Origin of the sequence: Roseovarius sp. MMSF_3350, assembly GCF_030733425.1 — a bacterium.
In the GTDB taxonomy this organism is placed as follows: domain Bacteria; phylum Pseudomonadota; class Alphaproteobacteria; order Rhodobacterales; family Rhodobacteraceae; genus Roseovarius.
The window spans coordinates 1-16,817 of the sequence record NZ_JASHIZ010000013.1 but is presented as its reverse complement, the minus strand read 5'-3'; the positions used below and the strand labels follow the sequence as shown (position 1 = coordinate 16,817).

15 protein-coding genes and 1 pseudogene are annotated in these 16,817 nt (G+C 65.2%); 10 read left to right on the top strand and 6 right to left on the bottom strand.

Annotated features, from left to right (window positions below; all coding sequences use genetic code 11):
* Position 1 precedes the first annotated feature (1 nt).
* From RBB31_RS13110 to RBB31_RS13100, 3 genes are read right to left on the bottom strand one after another with little or no spacing between them, the layout of a single operon-like run.
* Positions 2–718, bottom strand: coding sequence for a response regulator transcription factor (locus RBB31_RS13110; RefSeq protein ID WP_306129754.1), 717 nt, complete (start codon positions 716–718; stop codon positions 2–4).
* The gene (locus RBB31_RS13105) at positions 715–2,628 is read right to left on the bottom strand and encodes a PAS-domain containing protein (protein WP_306129753.1); all 1,914 of its coding nucleotides are present in this window, start codon (positions 2,626–2,628) and stop codon (positions 715–717) included. The genes RBB31_RS13110 and RBB31_RS13105 overlap by 4 nt, the downstream gene beginning before the upstream one ends.
* A complete protein-coding gene (locus RBB31_RS13100) occupies positions 2,625–3,227 on the bottom strand; it encodes a 2-hydroxychromene-2-carboxylate isomerase (protein ID WP_306129752.1) in 603 nt (200 codons plus the stop codon). The genes RBB31_RS13105 and RBB31_RS13100 overlap by 4 nt, the downstream gene beginning before the upstream one ends.
* 529 nt (positions 3,228–3,756) lie before the next feature.
* Here RBB31_RS13100 and RBB31_RS13095 point away from each other — a divergent pair.
* From RBB31_RS13095 to RBB31_RS13050, 10 genes are all read left to right on the top strand, one after another.
* A complete protein-coding gene (locus RBB31_RS13095; RefSeq protein WP_306129751.1) occupies positions 3,757–5,730 on the top strand; it encodes an AMP-binding protein in 1,974 nt (657 codons plus the stop codon).
* Positions 5,731–5,794: 64 nt separating this feature from the next.
* On the top strand, positions 5,795–6,613 hold the full coding sequence (locus tag RBB31_RS13090; RefSeq protein ID WP_306129750.1) for an ABC transporter ATP-binding protein: 819 nt from the start codon (positions 5,795–5,797) through the stop codon (positions 6,611–6,613).
* Positions 6,614–6,756: 143 nt separating this feature from the next.
* Positions 6,757–7,746 carry a branched-chain amino acid ABC transporter permease gene (locus RBB31_RS13085; RefSeq protein WP_306129749.1) on the top strand — a complete coding sequence of 330 codons (990 nt, stop codon included), beginning with the start codon at positions 6,757–6,759 and terminating at the stop codon, positions 7,744–7,746.
* Between the two features lie 3 nt (positions 7,747–7,749).
* A complete protein-coding gene (locus RBB31_RS13080; protein ID WP_306129748.1) occupies positions 7,750–7,962 on the top strand; it encodes a hypothetical protein in 213 nt (70 codons plus the stop codon).
* On the top strand, positions 7,959–8,348 hold the full coding sequence (locus tag RBB31_RS13075) for a VOC family protein (protein WP_306129747.1): 390 nt from the start codon (positions 7,959–7,961) through the stop codon (positions 8,346–8,348). The genes RBB31_RS13080 and RBB31_RS13075 overlap by 4 nt, the downstream gene beginning before the upstream one ends.
* A complete protein-coding gene (locus RBB31_RS13070) occupies positions 8,345–8,593 on the top strand; it encodes a hypothetical protein (RefSeq protein WP_306129746.1) in 249 nt (82 codons plus the stop codon). Before RBB31_RS13075 ends, RBB31_RS13070 begins: the two co-directional genes overlap by 4 nt.
* 99 nt (positions 8,594–8,692) lie before the next feature.
* Positions 8,693–9,769, top strand: coding sequence for a branched-chain amino acid ABC transporter permease (locus RBB31_RS13065; RefSeq protein WP_306129745.1), 1,077 nt, complete (start codon positions 8,693–8,695; stop codon positions 9,767–9,769).
* A 91-nt stretch (positions 9,770–9,860) separates the two neighbouring features.
* Positions 9,861–11,141 carry an ABC transporter substrate-binding protein gene (locus RBB31_RS13060; RefSeq protein ID WP_306129744.1) on the top strand — a complete coding sequence of 427 codons (1,281 nt, stop codon included), beginning with the start codon at positions 9,861–9,863 and terminating at the stop codon, positions 11,139–11,141.
* A gap of 119 nt (positions 11,142–11,260) precedes the next feature.
* Entirely contained in the window at positions 11,261–12,088 is an 828-nt protein-coding gene (locus RBB31_RS13055; RefSeq protein ID WP_103762880.1) for an ABC transporter ATP-binding protein, read from the top strand.
* Positions 12,089–12,134: 46 nt separating this feature from the next.
* Positions 12,135–13,355 (top strand): phenylacetate--CoA ligase family protein, encoded by a 1,221-nt coding sequence (locus RBB31_RS13050; RefSeq protein ID WP_306129743.1) that lies wholly within the window; start codon positions 12,135–12,137, stop codon positions 13,353–13,355.
* Between the two features lie 19 nt (positions 13,356–13,374).
* Here RBB31_RS13050 and yaaA read toward each other — a convergent pair whose 3' ends face one another.
* From yaaA to RBB31_RS13035, 3 genes and pseudogenes are all read right to left on the bottom strand, one after another.
* Positions 13,375–14,133, bottom strand: coding sequence for a peroxide stress protein YaaA (gene yaaA / locus RBB31_RS13045; protein WP_306129742.1), 759 nt, complete (start codon positions 14,131–14,133; stop codon positions 13,375–13,377).
* Positions 14,134–14,269: 136 nt separating this feature from the next.
* Positions 14,270–16,309 (bottom strand): DNA helicase RecQ, encoded by a 2,040-nt coding sequence (recQ, locus tag RBB31_RS13040; RefSeq protein WP_306129741.1) that lies wholly within the window; start codon positions 16,307–16,309, stop codon positions 14,270–14,272.
* A 169-nt stretch (positions 16,310–16,478) separates the two neighbouring features.
* Positions 16,479–16,817, bottom strand: a pseudogene (locus RBB31_RS13035) (alanine dehydrogenase); the annotation flags it as partial.

Genomic DNA, 16,817 nt, shown 5'->3' with positions numbered 1-16,817 from the left:
GTCACGGTTTACCACCCCAGCTGACATCTCCGAGGAAGATGTAACCGGCGCCGTAGATCGTCTTGATCAGACGGGGATTCTTGGGGTCTTCGCGCAGCTTGGTGCGCAGGCGCGAGATGCGCACGTCCATGGCTCGGTCGAAGCTTTCGCCGGCCGCGCCGCCGAGCGCCTCCTGCATCGCTTGGCGCGAGATCAGCCGCTTGGGGCGGTCGAGGAAAAGGCGCAGCACTTCGCCTTCGGCGTGGGAAAACGGGGTCTCCTGCCCGGTCTCGTCCTCGAGCACGTAGCGGTCGAAATGCGCGGTCCAGAGCCCGAAGCGGGCGGTGTCGCCGGTCTGCGAGGCGGGCGCATTGCGGCGCAGGCGGGCGCGGATGCGGGCCACGACCTCGGCCGGATCGAAGGGCTTGATGATATAGTCGTCGGCACCCAGTTCCAGCCCCGTGACGCGGTCCTGCACCTCGGCCCGGCCCGAGATGATGATGACCCGCGCGCCCTGTTCCAGCGCCAGCCGATGCACCAGCGTCAGCCCGTCACGGTCGGGAAGGGACAGGTCCACCAGGCAGATGTCGGGAGAGTTGACGCGCAGCGCGGCCTCGAACTCGGTCGCGCGGGCAAAGGTGAGGGTGCGAAAGCCGGCCTCTTCCAGCGCCTGTGCCAGCATGGTGCGGATCGCCGGTTCGTCGTCGAGGACGGTGACAAGAGGCGCCTTGGTGGTCATGAGGCGGCCCTTGCGGCGAGGGCCGTGCGCAGGGCGCCGGGATCGAACGGCTTGCGCAGCACGGGCGTCCGGGCAAGGGCGGCGACGTGCAGCGGATCGGTGGGCGGCAGGGAGGTCATCAGCACCGCCGGCGGGTGCGATGACGGCAGGGCGTCGAGCAGGTCAAGGCCCGTTGCCTCGCCCTCGAGCGTGATGTCCGACAGGATCGCGGTGATCTCGGGCAGACCCTGAAGCAGCGCCTGCGCCTCGGAAACGCTTGCGGCCTCGATCACCTGGTGGCCGTCGGCACGCAGCATGGCGCGGATGCTTTCGCGCAAATCGGCGCTGTCCTCGACCAGAAGGACGAAGCCGGGGGCATCCTCGGCTTCGGCGGTGCGCAGCGGCAGGCGCAGCGTGACCTGGCCGCCTTTGTCGGTGTTCTCGATCATGACGCGCCCCCCGGCAAGCTTGGTCATGTTGTAGACCATGGTAAGGCCCAGCCCCGAGCCCTCGCCGCCCTTGGTGGTGAAGAACGGGTCGAACGCATGGCTGCGCACGTGATCGGAAAAGCCGGGACCGGTGTCGGAGACCGTCACGTCGAGCCAGGTGTCCTGGACCGCCCTCGCGGCAAGCGTGATGCGGCCGGGCCCATTTGCCACGCCACCGATGGCGTCGCGGGCGTTGAGCAGCAGGTTGATGAGCGAGTCCTGCAACATGCCGGGATCGAGCAGGCAGGTGCGCGGCGCGTCGGTGGGCCGGATATCGAGGGTGATCGTCTCGGGCAGGACGGAGCGGGCGAGCGGTTCCAGATCGTGCAGGAAGGCGGGCAGGTCGGTGGGCACGGGGGTATGTTCGCGCGGGCCGGTCATGTCGGCGATGCGGTCGAGCAGCCGGCCGCCGCGCCGCGCCGCGCCCAGGGTGGCGGCGATCAGGTCGGCGGCCTCTTCGGGCAGGGACATGGATTGCAGGCGCGATTGCATTCCGAGGATGATGGTCAGGAGATTTGAAAAGTCATGCGCCAGCCCCGAGGTCAGTTGCGCGGCCATCTCGCGGCGGCGGTGCTGGCCTAGGGCGGCGCGGGTCTGGGCCTCTTCGGTGATGTCCATGGACAGGATGTAGACTCCGCCGGTGGCCGGATCGGGGGTCAGCGCCACGCGGATCCGGCGCGAGCTGGCCGCGTGGGTGAACTCGAAGACCGACGCGTCGCCGGCAAAGGCGCGGTCGAGATGTGGGGCGATATTGGCGAAGGTCTCAGGCCCCAGCGCCTCGGCGGGGGCAAGGCCGACCGGGTCGGCGGTGCTGCCCGGCATGATGAGCGACAGGCGGCGGTTGGAATAGGTGTAACGCCGGTCGGGTCCGACATGGGCGATATGCGCGGGCACCATCTCGGTCGTCAGGCGCATGCGGGCTTCGGCCTCGGACGCCTGGCGCTTGGCCTCCTCCAGCGCGGTGATGGTGGATTCAAGTTGCCGGTTGGCCGCCGCCAGATCGTCGGAATAGGTAACCAGTCGGTCCGACAGTTCCTCGGACCGGGCGGCGAGCAGCGCCTCCTGCTGCTTGGTGCGGGTGATGTCGGTATAGACGGTGACCCAGCCGCCCTGCGGCAGGGGGGAACCTTCGACGCTGATGATGCGGCCGTTGGCGCGGGTGCGTTCCATGTAATGCGGCTCGAACGCGCGGGCGATTTCCACGCGGTCGGTGACGAAGCGGTCGAGGTCGGTCACCTCGCCATAGTCGCCGCGCTCGGCCAGAAAGCGGATCGTATCCTCGAAACGGGCGCCGGGGGTGACCAGCCGGTCGGGAAGGTCGAACATCTCCTGAAAGCGCCGGTTGCAGACGGCGAGATCGAGATCGGCGTCATAGATCGTCAGGGCCTGCTGGATGAGGTTGAGGCCCGCCGTGGTCATCCTCGTGGTGTCGCGGGGGGTCATGCGGCATGCTCCACAGCCCAGGCCAGCGCGGTCTCGAGCTGGTCGTCGCCCCAGAAAAGCTCGTCGCCCACGGTGAAGCTGGGGGCACCGAAGAGGCCGCGGCGCATCGCCTCTTCGGTGGTGTCGCGCAGGCGGTGCTTGTTGGCGTCGGTCTGCGCCTTTTCCAACAGGTCCGCGGGCAGGCGGGCCGCCGACAGGCAGGCGGCCATGACGTCGGTGTCGGCGATGTTCATGCCTTCGGCGAACTGCATGAGGTAGACGTTCTGACAAAAGGCGATGCCTTGCGGCGTTTCGAGCGCGATCTGGGCCGTGCGGGCGGCCAGCACACTGTGCTGGGGCATCGTGTCGGACCGCTTGAACGTGAGGCCGAGGGCGGCGCAGCGGCGCTCCATGTCGCGCCACATGTAGTTGCCCTTGGCGGCGTAGATTTTGAACGGCGAGGTGTCCCAGCCTTGCGATGCAAAAATCGGGCCGAGCAGGAAGGGGCGCCAGCGGACGGCCACCCCGGCCTCGGCCGAGCGGGCGGGCAGGCGCATGACGCTGAGATAGGAATAGGTCGAGGCGAATTCGAACCAGAAATCCATCTGTGGTTTGGTCATGGTTGCGGTCCTCTTGCGAGAGAGGCAATCGACGGGGAAATGGCGGGTATGTCAAGGGTGGTGGGCATGCCGGAGCAGGAGAGCCCGGATCAGGTCCGGGATGACGTGGGGCGGTGTGGCGCGCGGAATCAAGGCCGCGGGCCGCGCGCAATCGCCCGCTGACCGAAAGGCGATTGCCTGCAATCGCCGAAAGGGGGACCGCCCGTCACGCCTGAGGCGTGCCGACTGTGGACGGCGCACCTGCGGTGCGACGGGCTGGCGATTGGCGGGAATGGGCGCTTCGATTGGAGGTTTTGCGGATTTGGCATGGATAAACTGCTGCGAAACACCGTCAGGTCGTCAGCCCGCGGTCTGGCGATCGCGCGGCTCCGGTGCATTACGTGGCGTCTGTTACAATTCGTAAGGATTGGGCAAAGATCAGGAAAAAGTTGACGATCAGCGTCGGCTGCGCACTCTATGGAGGATCAAGAATCGTCCCCAGGGGGAGCGATCTGTTCGCGGGAGAGAGCGGACAAAGGGAGGACACAATTTGGCACAGTCGTCGAGAGGCGCGGATGGGCTTTCGTCCATTCCGGCCCTTTTGCAGCGCAATGCCGCGCAGTTCGGAGCCAGGCCCGCATACCGGGAAAAGGAATACGGGATCTGGCAAAGCTGGACCTGGGCCGAGGCCGAGCAGGAAATCGAGGCGCTGGCCCTGGGCCTGCTGAACCTTGGCGTCGACAAGGGCGACTTCATTGCCATCATCGGGCGCAACCGGCCCTATTTCTACTGGTCGATGGTCGCCGCGCAATCGGTGGGCGCGATCCCGGTGCCGGTCTACCAGGACAGTGCCAGCGACGAGATGGCCTATGTGCTGGACCATTGCGGCGCGCGGTTTGCCGTGGCCGAGGACCAGGAGCAGGTCGACAAGATCATCGATATCCAGGACGACCTGCACCAGTTCGAGCACATGATCTATGTCGATCCAAGGGGGCTGAGGAAATACGATCATTCCAAGCTGCACCAGTTTGCCCAAGTCCAGGAGCAGGGGCGTGCGGCGAAGGACAGCCTGATGTCCGAGCTGACGGCGCGGCGGGACGCGTTGGATTACGACAGCACCTGCGTGATGCTGTACACCTCGGGCACGACCGGCAAGCCCAAGGGCGTGGTGCTGTCCAACCGCAACATCATCGAGGCGTCGAAATCATCGTCCGAGTTCGATCACCTGACGCGCAACGAGGAAGTGCTGGCCTACCTGCCGATGGCGTGGGTGGGGGACTTCATCTTTTCCATCGGGCAGGCCTATTGGTGCGGGTTCTGCGTGAACTGCCCCGAAAGCCCGGATACGATGCAGGTGAACCTGCGCGAGATCGGTCCGACGTATTATTTCGCGCCGCCGCGGGTGTTCGAGGGCCAGCTGACCAACGTGATGATCCGGATGGAGGATGCCAGCCGGATGAAGCAATGGCTGTTCCACACCTTCATGGCGCATGCGCGGAAGGTGGGACCGGCCATCCTGGACGGCAAGAGCGTCAGCGGCTGGGACCGGCTGAAATACAAGCTTGGCGGGCTGCTGGTGTACGGGCCTTTGAAGGATACGCTGGGGTTGGGGCGCGTGCGCGTGGGCTATACGGCGGGCGAGGCGATCGGGCCGGAGATTTTCGATTTCTATCGCTCCCTGGGCATCAACCTGAAGCAGCTTTACGGCCAGACCGAGGCGTCGGTGTTCATCACGCTGCAGCCCGACGGCGAGGTTTACAGCGATACGGTGGGCGTGGCCGCGCCGGGGGTGGAGCTGAAGATTGCCGAGAGCGGCGAGGTGTTCTATCGCGGCGATGGCGTGTTCGAGGAATATTACAAGAATGCCGAAAGCACGGCGAGCACTAAGGATGCCGAGGGCTGGGTCGCGACGGGCGATGCCGGGTTCATCGACGAGGCGACCGGGCATCTGAAGATCATCGACCGGGCCAAGGATGTGGGCAAGATGGCCGATGGCAGCCTGTTTGCGCCCAAATACGTGGAAAACAAGCTGAAATTCTATCCCAACATCCTGGAGGCCGTGGTGTTCGGTAACCAGCGGGAGCAGTGCACGGCCTTTATCAACATCGACCTCAATGCCGTGGGCAACTGGGCCGAGCGGAACAATATCGGCTATGCCTCCTACCAGGAACTGGCGGGGCATCCGAGGGTGCTGGAGACGGTGAAGGAACACGTGGAAGAGGTGAACCGGAGCCTGGCCGAGGACCCGATGCTGGCGCATTGCCAGGTGCACCGCTTTCTGGTGCTCCACAAGGAGCTGGATGCGGATGACGGCGAGATGACCCGGACGCGGAAGGTGCGGCGGGGGGTGATCTCGGAGAAGTTCGAGGAGTTGCTTGGGGCGCTCTACGACGGGTCGGAGGAGAAGTTCACCACGACGGAAGTCACCTACGAGGATGGGCGCAAGGGCAGCATCTCGGCCACGCTGAAGATCGTGGAGGCGCAGGTGGTGCCGGTGGCGCAGGAAAAGGTGGCGGCGGAATGACGGGACGACGCTCAGCTTCGCTGTCGCCCCGCCCGCCATCCAGTTTGGCGTTGGGAGAGTTTTGATGCTGGATCAGACCGAAGGATACACCACCGAAGACGGCCGCAAGATTGGCGGCGTGGTGATGGAGATGAAGAACATCACGCTGCGGTTCGGCGGGGTGGTGGCGATCCAGGATATCAGCTTTGACGTGCGCGAGGGCGAGATCCGGGCGATCATCGGGCCCAATGGCGCGGGCAAATCCTCGATGCTGAACGTGATTTCCGGCTTCTACAATCCGCAGGAAGGCGAGGTTTGGTACAAGGGCGAAAAGCGCCCGCAGATGAAGCCCTACCAAGTGGCGCAGCAGGGGATTGCGCGGACGTTCCAGAACATCGCCCTCTTCGAGGGGATGAGCGTGCTGGACAACGTGATGACGGGGCGCATCCGGCAGATGAAATCGGGGCTGCTGGCGCAGTCGCTGTGGAAGGGCAAGGCCGAGCGCGAGGAGGTCGAGAACCGGGCCTTCGTGGAGCGGATCATCGACTTTCTGGAGATCCAGCACATCCGCAAGACACCGGTGGGGCGGCTGCCCTACGGCTTGAAGAAGCGGGTGGAACTGGCGCGGGCGCTGGCGGCCGAGCCGTCGATCCTGCTCCTGGACGAGCCGATGGCGGGGATGAATGTCGAGGAGAAAGAGGACATGAGCCGCTTTGTCCTTGATGTGAATGACGAGTTCGGGACCACCATCGTGCTCATCGAGCATGACATGGGGGTGGTGATGGATTTGTCCGACCGTGTCGTGGTGATGGATTACGGCAAGAAGATCGGGGATGGAACGCCCGACGAGGTGCGCAGCAACCAGGCGGTGATCGACGCCTACCTGGGGGTGGCGCATGATTGATGTGGGGCGCGTAGCTTGGGTTTTTACCCGCCAAAGGCGCGTGATTGATGCGGGGCGGCGCCCCGTCCCGGCCTTGAGCCGGGACCTCGGTGGCCGGGAGGCCCCGGATCTGGTCCGGGGCGGGAATGCGAAGGAGGTTCGTGATGCCTGATCAGCTGATTTTCGGGATGGAAGTGTTCCTGAACGGCCTGATGGCCGGGGTGCTTTATGCGCTGGTGGCGCTGGGCTTCGTGCTGATCTACAAGGCCAGCGGCATCTTCAACTACGCCCAAGGTGTCATGGCGCTCTTCGCGGCGCTGACGCTGGTGGGGATCATGGAAGGGCAGGTGCCGTTTTCGCACCTGATCAACGCGATCTTCGGCACGGAGGTACACCATTTCGGCTGGCACGTGCCGGCGCTGGCGGCGATCCTGCTGACGATGGTGGTGATGGTCGCGCTGGCCTGGGTGGTGAATGTGCTGATCTTCAAGCACCTGGTGAACCAGGAGCCGATCATCCTGTTCATGGCCACGATCGGGCTTGCCTATTTCCTCGAAGGGTTCGGGGACATGATGTGGGGGTCGGACATCAAGACGATGGACGTGGGCCTGCCACAGGGGATCAACGAGGTGATCGACACGACCACGGCGGGCTGGTTCGGTTACGGCTTTTTCATCGACAACCTGGATATCGTGGCGACGGTGATTGCGGCCGCGCTGGTCTTCACGCTGATCGTCTTCGCGCAATACACCAAGCAGGGGCGCGCGATGCGGGCGGTGGCGGACGATCACCAGGCGGCGCTGTCGGTGGGGATTTCGCTGAACTTCATCTGGGTGATGGTCTGGTCGCTGGCGGGGTTCGTCGCGCTGGTGGCGGGGATCATGTGGGGCACCAAGTCGGGCGTGCAGTTCTCGCTGAGCCTGATCGCGCTGAAGGCGTTGCCGGTGCTGATGCTGGGGGGCTTCACCTCGATCCCCGGCGCCATCGTGGGAGGGCTGCTGATCGGCGTGGGCGAGAAGCTGTTCGAGTTCGCCATCGGCGCGCCCTACCTCGGCGGGGCGACGGAGATCTGGTTTGCCTACGTGCTGGCGCTGATCTTCCTGGTGTTCCGGCCGCAGGGCCTCTTTGGCGAGAAGATCATCGAGAGGGTATGAGCGGTGCGCCTTGAGCAGAGCATAGACTGCCCGGATTGCGGCACGCCCATCGCGATAGAGACGCGGGCGCTGATGGCAGGGGCGTCTTTTGCCTGTGGCAATTGCGGTGCGGAGATCTCCATGGCCGGGCGCGCCGAGGAAAGCTGGGGCGCGGCGCAGGCGAAGTTCGCGGCGCTCAAGGCGGACATGCTGAAGGCCGGGGAGGGCAAGGCATGACCCACAAGGCGCGCATCAGCGTGGTCTGCATTGATTGCCAGACCGACGACCTGTCGGAGGCGACGGCGTTCTGGTCGGCGGCGCTGGGCAAGGATGGAAAGATCGACGAGCGCGGGAAATACACCGAGTTCGACGGGCATGAGGGCCATCCCAAGGTGCTGTTGCAGGCCGTGGATCACGCACCGCGCGTGCATCTGGATATCGAGACCGACGACCAGGAGGCGGAATGTGCGCGGTTGACGGCGCTGGGCGCGCGGGAGGTCGATCGGCTGCGCGGCTGGATCGTGATGGAGGCGCCGACCGGGCATCGGTTCTGCCTGGTGGGGCCGCAGGGCGACGACTGGCCCGGCGATGCGACCGAGTTCGAGGGAGAGACCGGGACATGAGACAGTTGATCGCGATTCTGAATGTCGTCGCCTGGTCGGGGTTCTGGGCCTTCGGGTACCTGGCGCTGACCTCGAGCGTGGATCAGAGCGGCCAGATGGTGGTGGCCGCGATGCTGGCCGCGCTGGGCGGCGGCACGGGGATGCTGGCCTATTTCTGGCTGGTGCGGCACGCGGAAGAGACGGGCTATGCCCGGCCCGCGAACCGGGTGGTCCAGCGGGAGGATGACGATGCGGAACTGGTTTGAAAGGTCGCGGTCGGGCGACCGCGTGTCCCTGCGGGCCACGGCACCCGCCCGCCCGGGATCTTCGATGGGCGCAGGTGACTTTGGTGAAGGAGAGATCTGATGTTTTATCGTGAGGCGGGCGATTTCAAGACGTCCTACGTGGCGGACAGCCAGACCTTTCCGATCAAGTTCGACAGGTTCCGCTATTACGCGGTGTTGCTGGTGGCCTTTGCCGTCGTACCCTTCGTGATCAACGACTACTGGGTGAACGCGGTCTTCCTGCCGTTCCTGATCTATTCGATTGCCGCGATCGGGCTGAACATCCTGGTGGGCTATTGCGGGCAGGTCAGCCTTGGCACCGGGGGGTTCATGGCCGTGGGGGCCTATGCCTGTTACAAGCTGATGACCGGGTTCCCCGAGGTGAACATCTTTTTCCACGTGATCATCTCGGGCGGGATCACGGCGGGGGTCTGTGTTCTCTTTGGCCTGCCCAGCTTGCGGATCAAGGGGTTCTACCTGGCGGTGGCGACGCTGGCGGCGCAGTTTTTCCTCGTGTGGCTCTTCAACCGGGTGGGATGGTTCTACAACTACTCGGCCTCGGGCCAGATCAACGCGCCGGAGCGCACGGTGCTGGGTGTGCCGATCACGGGGGCCGAGACCGCGCCCTGGGCCGCGTATCTTTTCTGCCTGGTGTTCACCGTGGTCTGCGCGCTGGTGGCGCGGAACCTGACGCGGGGGATGCAGGGGCGGCAGTGGATGGCCATCCGGGACATGGACATTGCCGCCGAGATCATCGGGGTGAACCCGCTGAAGGCCAAGCTGAGCGCCTTTGCCGTGTCGGGCTTTTTCGTCGGCATCGCGGGGGCGCTGTTCTTTGCCGTCTACCTGGGCGCCGTGGAAGTGGGCGAGGTGTTCGGCATCAACAAGTCGTTCCTGGTGCTGTTCATGGTGATCATCGGCGGGCTTGGGTCGATCTTCGGCTCGTTCGCCGGGGCGGCGTTCCTGGTGCTGTTGCCGGTGCTGCTGAAGAACGTGCTGGTGGGGGGCTTGGGCTGGCCCACCGACCTGGCGGCGCATTTCGAGTTCATCATCGTGGGCGGGCTGATCGTGATATTCCTGGTGGCCGAGCCGCACGGGCTGGCACAGCTGTGGCGGGTGGCCAAGGAGAAACTGAGACTGTGGCCCTTCCCGCATTAGGGGGCGGCATGGCGGGATGAAATCCCGCCCTACGGGTTGGGCGCTCGCGCCCATTAAGAGACATCGGACATACCAAGGGAGGAACAAACCGATGAAACAGAGACTGCTGACAGCGATTGCGGCTGTGGCGATGGTGGCGAGCCCCGCGCTTGCGGAACTGACCATCGTCGACACCAGCTATCGCACCGGGCCCTATGCGGCGAACGGCATCCCGTTCTCGGATGGCTACCAGGATTATTTCACCCTGCTGAACCAGCGTGACGGCGGCATCGGCGGCGAGATGATCAACTTGATCGAATGCGAGACCGGGTACAACACAGAGAAGGGCGTGGAATGCTACGAGGCCACCAAGGGCGAAGGCTCTCTGGTGTATCAGCCGCTTTCCACCGGCATCACCTATCAGCTGATCCCGAAGGCCACGGCCGACGGCATCCCGCTTCACACGATGGGCTATGGCCGCACCAGCGCGAAGGCCGGCGAGGTGTTCAAGTGGGTGTTCAACTATCCCGCCAACTACTGGGACGGCGCCAGCCTCGCGATCACGCACCTGGCAGAGCAGAATGACGGCGACCTGAGCGGCAAGAAGGTGGCGCTGGTCTATCACAACTCGGCCTATGGCAAGGAGCCGATCCGGACGCTGGAGAAGCTGGCCGAGAAGCATGGTTACGAGCTGATGCTGCTGCCGGTGGATCACCCCGGCCAAGAGCAGAAGTCACAGTGGCTGCAGGTGCGCCAGCAGCGCCCGGACTACGTGATCATGTGGGGCTGGGGCGTGATGAACCAGGTCGCGATCCAGGAAGCCGTGAACATCCGGTTCCCGATGGAGAACTTCATCGGCATCTGGTGGTCCGGCTCGGAGAACGACGTGAAGTCCGCCGGGGCTGGCGCCGATGGTTACAAGGCGCTGACCTTCCACAACCTCGGGTCGGATTACCCGGTCTATGACGATATCCAGACGCATGTGGTGGATACCGGCAACGCCGCGGGTGCGGGCGACCAGATCGGCTCGGTCCTGTATAACCGGGGCATGTATGCCGCGATGCTGGCCGCCGAGGCGATCAAGACCGCGCAGGAGATGCATGGCACCTCCGCGATCAACGCGGCCCAAATGCGCGACGGCATGGAGAACCTGGAAATGACCGAGGAAAAGATGGCCGCGCTTGGCCTTCCGAACTTCGGCCCCGAGTTCAAGGTGTCGTGCGAGAACCACGGCGGCAACGGTTTTGGCGCGGTGTCGCAGTGGAACGCCGAGACCGGCGAGTTCGACCTGATCACCGAGTACTACCAATCGGACCAGGAGATCATCCAGCCGCTGGTTGAAGAGGATGCGGCTGCCTTTGCCGAGGAGACCGGCATCGAGCCGGGCTGCTGATCGGGCGCTACTTCCCCGGCCGCTGCACGCGGTGGCGGCCGGGGCATTTTGAGTATTTGAAGAACAGTGAAAGCCGGGGGCGCGCATGTGCCCCGGGGTGAGCGCGGGAGAGTTGAGCCATGGCCGAGGCCGCCGTCGAGACGCAGGAAAACCTGCTTGAGGTGAACAATATCGAGGTGATCTACAACCACGTGATCCTCGTGTTGAAGGGCGTGAGCCTGAGCGTGCCCAAGGGCGGGATCACCGCGCTCTTGGGCGGCAACGGGGCTGGCAAGACCACCACGCTGAAGGCGATTTCCAACCTGCTCAAGTCGGAGCGGGGCGAGGTGACGAAGGGCAATATCCGCTACCGCGGCGAGCGGGTGCAGGATCTGGTGCCGTCGGAACTTGTGAAGAAGGGCGTGATCCAGGTGATGGAGGGGCGCCATTGCTTCGAGCACCTGACGGTCGAGGAAAACCTGCTGACCGGGGCCTATACGCGCGGGTCGAGCAAGGGCGAGATCGAGAAGGATCTGGACCTTGTGTACGAATATTTTCCACGGCTGAAGGAGCGGCGGCGGAGCCAGGCGGGATACACGTCCGGCGGGGAGCAGCAGATGTGCGCCATCGGGCGCGCGCTGATGTCGCGGCCCGAGACGATCCTGCTGGACGAGCCCAGCATGGGGCTGGCGCCGCAGCTGGTGGAGCAGATCTTCGGCATCGTGAAATCACTGAACGAGGAGGAGGGCTATACCTTCCTGCTGGCCGAGCAGAACACGAACGTGGCGCTGCGGTTCGCGCAGTATGGCTACATCCTGGAATCCGGCCGCGTGGTGATGGACGGGCCCGCGAAGGAGCTTCGCGAGAACCCGGATGTGAAGGAATTCTACCTCGGCATGTCGGACGAGGGGCGCAAGTCTTTCCGCGACGTGCGCAGCTATCGCCGGCGAAAGCGGTGGCTGAGCTGAGAGACAGGGTCGCAATGGCAGGCAAGGGCCGGTGGAGAGCAAAGAGATGAGCCAGTTTTACGACGATCTTGAGACGCGGAATCCCGATGCGCGGGCGGCGGCCATCGCCGAAGCGCTGGCGGCGCAGGTGCGGCGGGCGCAGGCGTTGCCGGGCTATGGCGATACACTGCGCGGCGTGATCCCGGACGACATCAAGAGCGTGGCCGACCTGGCGGGTTTGCCGGTGCTGCGCAAGGCGGACCTGGGGCAGGCCCAGAAGGCGGCGCCGCCCTTTGGCGGGCTGACGGCGGGGCCGGCCTCGGGCTTTGCGCACGTGTTTCAGAGCCCCGGGCCGATCTACGAGCCGGGTGGCGCCGGAACCGACTGGTGGCGGATGGGCCGGTTCCTGCATGCCTGCGGGATCGGTGCGGGCGATATCGTGCAGAACTGCTTCGGCTATCACCTGACGCCGGCGGGCATGATGTTCGAGAACGGCGCCCGCGCGGTCGGGGCCACGGTGCTGCCCGCCGGGACCGGCCAGACCGAGTTGCAGGTGCAGGCCGCGCATGACATCGGGACCACGGCCTATGCCGGCACGCCGGATTACCTGAAGGTGATCCTGGACAAGGCGGACGAGATGGGGCTGGCGCTGAAGATCACCAAGGCCGCTGTCGGGGGCGGGGCGCTGTTTCCGTCGCTGCGGCAGGAATATGCGGATCGCGGCATTCGATGCCTGCAATGCTATGCCACCGCCGATCTGGGCAACATCGCCTATGAGAGCCCGGCGCAGGAGGGGATGATCGTCGACGAGGGCGTGATCGTGGAGATCGTGACGCCCGGTACCGGCACCCCGGTGGCACCCGGCGAAGTGGGCGAGGTCGTGGTAACCACGCTCAACCCGGATTATCCGCTGATCCGGTTCGCCACGGGCGACCTGAGCGCGGTGATGGAGGGAGAAAGCCCCTGCGGGCGGACCAACATGCGCATCAAGGGCTGGATGGGGCGCGCGGACCAGACCACCAAGATAAAGGGCATGTTCGTGCGTCCCGAGCAGGTGGCCGCGCTGGTGGCCAAGCATGCCGAGATCGCTCGCGCCCGCGTGGTGGCCAGCCGCGAGGGCGAGATGGACGTGATGACCGTACAGATCGAGGCCGATGGCGGCGCGCCCGAGGCCTATGCGGCGACGGTCAGCGACGTGCTGAAGCTGAAGGGCAAGATCGAGGTGGTGGCGCGGGGCAGTCTGCCGAACGATGGCAAGGTGATCGAGGATCTGCGCAGCTACGAGTGATGCGCACCGTCGGGCGGGTCTACTGTTCGTCGCGGATGAACGCCGGTTCGTCCCCGGTCGAGCGCGCAGCGTCGTAGCGATAGCCGCCGCTATCGAAATCCTTCAGGCTTTCGGGATCGGTCAGGCGGTTCTGGACGATGAAGCGGGCCATGGCGCCGCGGGCTTTCTTGGCGAAGAAGCTGATGACCTTGGCCTCGCCATTCTTGGTGTCGAGAAATGTGGGGGTGATGACCCGCAGCTTGAGCGCGTCGCGGTCGACGGCGCCGAAATATTCCTGGCTGGCGCAGTTGACGAGGGTCTTGCTTCCGGTCTCTTTCGCCTGCCGGTTCAGAGCCTTTGACAGCCGGTCGCCCCAGTAATCGTAAAGCGATTTTCCGCGCTCTGTCTTGAGGCGGCTGCCCATCTCGAGCCGGTAGGGTTCGATATTGTCCAAGGGGCGCAAAAGGCCGTAGAGGCCCGAGAGGATGCGCAGGTGATCCTGCGCCCAGTCGAGTTCATCCGCATCCAGCGAGCCGGCCTCGAGTCCCTGGTAGGTGTCGCCGGCGAAGGCCAGGGCGGCGGGCTTTTTGTCCTGAGAGCCGAAATTGCTGAACCGCTCGGCGTTGAGCCTGGCAAGGTCGTCGGAAATGCCCATGAGTTTCTTCAGATCGCTCTGGGACAAGTCGCGGGCCACGTCGGCCAAGGCGTGGGCGTCCTTGGCGAAGGCCGGGCCGGTGGGATGGATCCCCTCGGCCGGGGACATGTCCATTTTCTTGGCAGGCGAGACGACGACGAGCATATGTGACCCTTGGCTGGTTCCGTGTTCGGGCTGATCTAGGGCGTTTCGAGGAAAAATGGAATCGCCAATACCCTGTCACGCCTTCGGCGTTCTCGGGACATTGGCGATACTCTGGTCATGTTGTCCTCGAAACACCTCAGTCCGCCGCGTGCAGAACGTCCAGAAAGGCCGGGCCGAAACGCTCGGTCCTTTTGTCGCCCAGCAGGCGTTCGAGGTCGCCGAGGTCGCGGGGTTTCGAGGCCGCGACACGGGCCAGAAGGCTGGCGGAGCAGGACAGCGGCTTGTCGATGCCGTCTTCGCCGCGGGCGAGGTTGGCCTGAACCTCCAGCAGTCGGTCATAGACCGTGCCGGTTTCGCGGCCTGCAAGTTTGCGGCGAGTGGGGTGCATCACCTCGGCCTCGCCGTTGATGACCTCGAGGAAGGCCGCGCCGTACTGTTCCAGCTTCTTGGAGCCGACGCCCGAGATGCGCGCCATGTCGTCCAGCGTGCGGGGCCGGGTTTCGGCCATCTCGATCAGGGTGCGGTCGTTGAAGACGATGTAGGCGGGCATCTTGGCAGCCTCGGCCAGCGCGCGGCGCTTGGCCTTGAGCGCGGACAGCAGCGGCGCGTCTTCCTCGGCCACCAGCGTCTTGGCGGCGGGGCGGCGGGACTTGGGCGCGAGGGTGTCGCGGCGCAGGGTGATCTCCTGCTCGCCCTTAAGGATGGGGATGGCCCGTTCGGTCATGCGCAGGGCGCCGTGGCGCTCGGGGTCCGGGCGGATGAGATCGCACCCCATCATCTGGCGGAAGATGCCCTGCCAGGTGCGGCGGTCGGTGTCGCGGCCCACGCCGAAGGTCGGCAGCCCGTCATGGCCGCGCGCCCGGATCTTGTCGGTCTCGTTGCCGGTCAGGATGTCGATCAGGTGGCCCGCGCCGAAGAATTCCTCGGTGCGCAGGATGGCCGAGAGCGCCTTGCGCACGTCCTGCGTGCCGTCGAAGGTTTCGGGCGGCGTGGCGCAGGTGTCGCAATTGTCGCACGGGGCCGGGTTCTCGCCGAAATAGCGCAGCAGGGCCTGACGCCGGCAGGCGTGGGTTTCGGCCAGGCCCAGCAGGGCGTTGAGACGGGCGTGATCGGCGGCGCGGCGTTCGGGCGGGGCGAGGCCTTCGTCGATCTGGGACCGGCGCAGGCGGATGTCGTCGGGGCCGAAGAGCGTGAGCGTGTCGGCGGGGGCGCCGTCGCGGCCCGCGCGGCCGATTTCTTGGTAGTAGGCCTCGATCGACTTCGGCAGGTCGGCATGGGCGACCCAGCGGATGTCGGGCTTGTCCACGCCCATGCCGAAAGCAATGGTGGCGACGACCACCAGCCCGTCCTCGGTGCTGAAGCGGTGTTCGACATGGCGGCGGTCGTCGGGGTCCATGCCGCCGTGATAGTGGCAGGCCGAATGGCCGTCTTCGCGCAGGGCTTTCGCAAGCGTCTCGGTCTTGGCGCGGGTGCCGCAGTAGACGATGCCGGACTGACCCTTGCGGGCGGCGGCAAAGCTCAGGATCTGCTGCCGCGGGCTGTCCTTGGCCGAGAAGGCGAGGGTGATGTTCGGCCGGTCGAAGCCGCGCAGAAAGGTTTGCGGTTGCTGGCCTTCGAACAGTTTCTCGACGATTTCGGCCCGTGTTTCCGCATCGGCGGTGGCCGTGAAGGCGGCAAGCGGCACGTCGAGGGCGCGGCGCAGCTCCCCGATGCGCAGGTAGTCGGGGCGGAAGTCGTGGCCCCACTGGCTGACACAGTGGGCCTCGTCCACGGCGATGAGGCTGACGCCGATGCGGCGCAACATGCCCATGGCGGACCCGGCGGCGAGGCGCTCGGGGGCGATATAGAGAAGTTTCAGGCGGCCCTCATCGAGCGCGTCCCAGACGGCCTGTGTTTCTTCCTCGGTATTGCCGGAGGTGAGTGCGCCGGCCTCAACCCCCGCCGCGCGCAGGGCGCGCACCTGATCGCGCATCAGCGCGATGAGGGGGGAGATGACGACGGTCACGCCGTCGCGCAACAGCGCAGGCAATTGATAACACAGGGATTTGCCGCCACCGGTGGGCATGATGGCAAGGGTGTTCGATCCTTCGGCGACGGTCTGCACGATCTCTTCCTGCCCGGGGCGGAAGGCGGAGAATCCAAAGACGTCTTGCAGCAGCGTGGCAGCGCTTTGCATGGGAAACCTGTAAGATTTTAGTTTTCTGCTCTTACAGGTGACAGTCCCACACTAAAGAATCGTAAACAAGTCCGGATTGGTCATATCGGGTTTCCCCGGCCCGGCGGACGGCAGTTGGATTGAAGAGAGCACCCGTCCCGGGCTTGACCCGGGACCTCGCGCTCAGAACCTAACCCTTCACCACCATCTGCGGCGAAATCACGTTGATCCCCAGCGCCTTGCCCACGGCGAAATAGGTCAGCTGCCCGGCATGGACGTTCAGACCGTTCAACAGATGCGGATCCTCGGCACAGGCCTGTTTCCAGCCCTTGTCGGCCAGCGCTAGCATGAACGGCATCGTCGCGTTGCCCAGCGCAATCGTCGAGGTGCGCGCCACGGCGCCCGGCATGTTGGCGACGCAGTAATGCATGATCCCGTCCACGTCATAGATCGGTCGGCATGGGTGGTGGCCTTCGAGGTCTCGAAGCAGCCGCCCTGGTCGATGGCCACGTCCACCAGCACCGCGCCG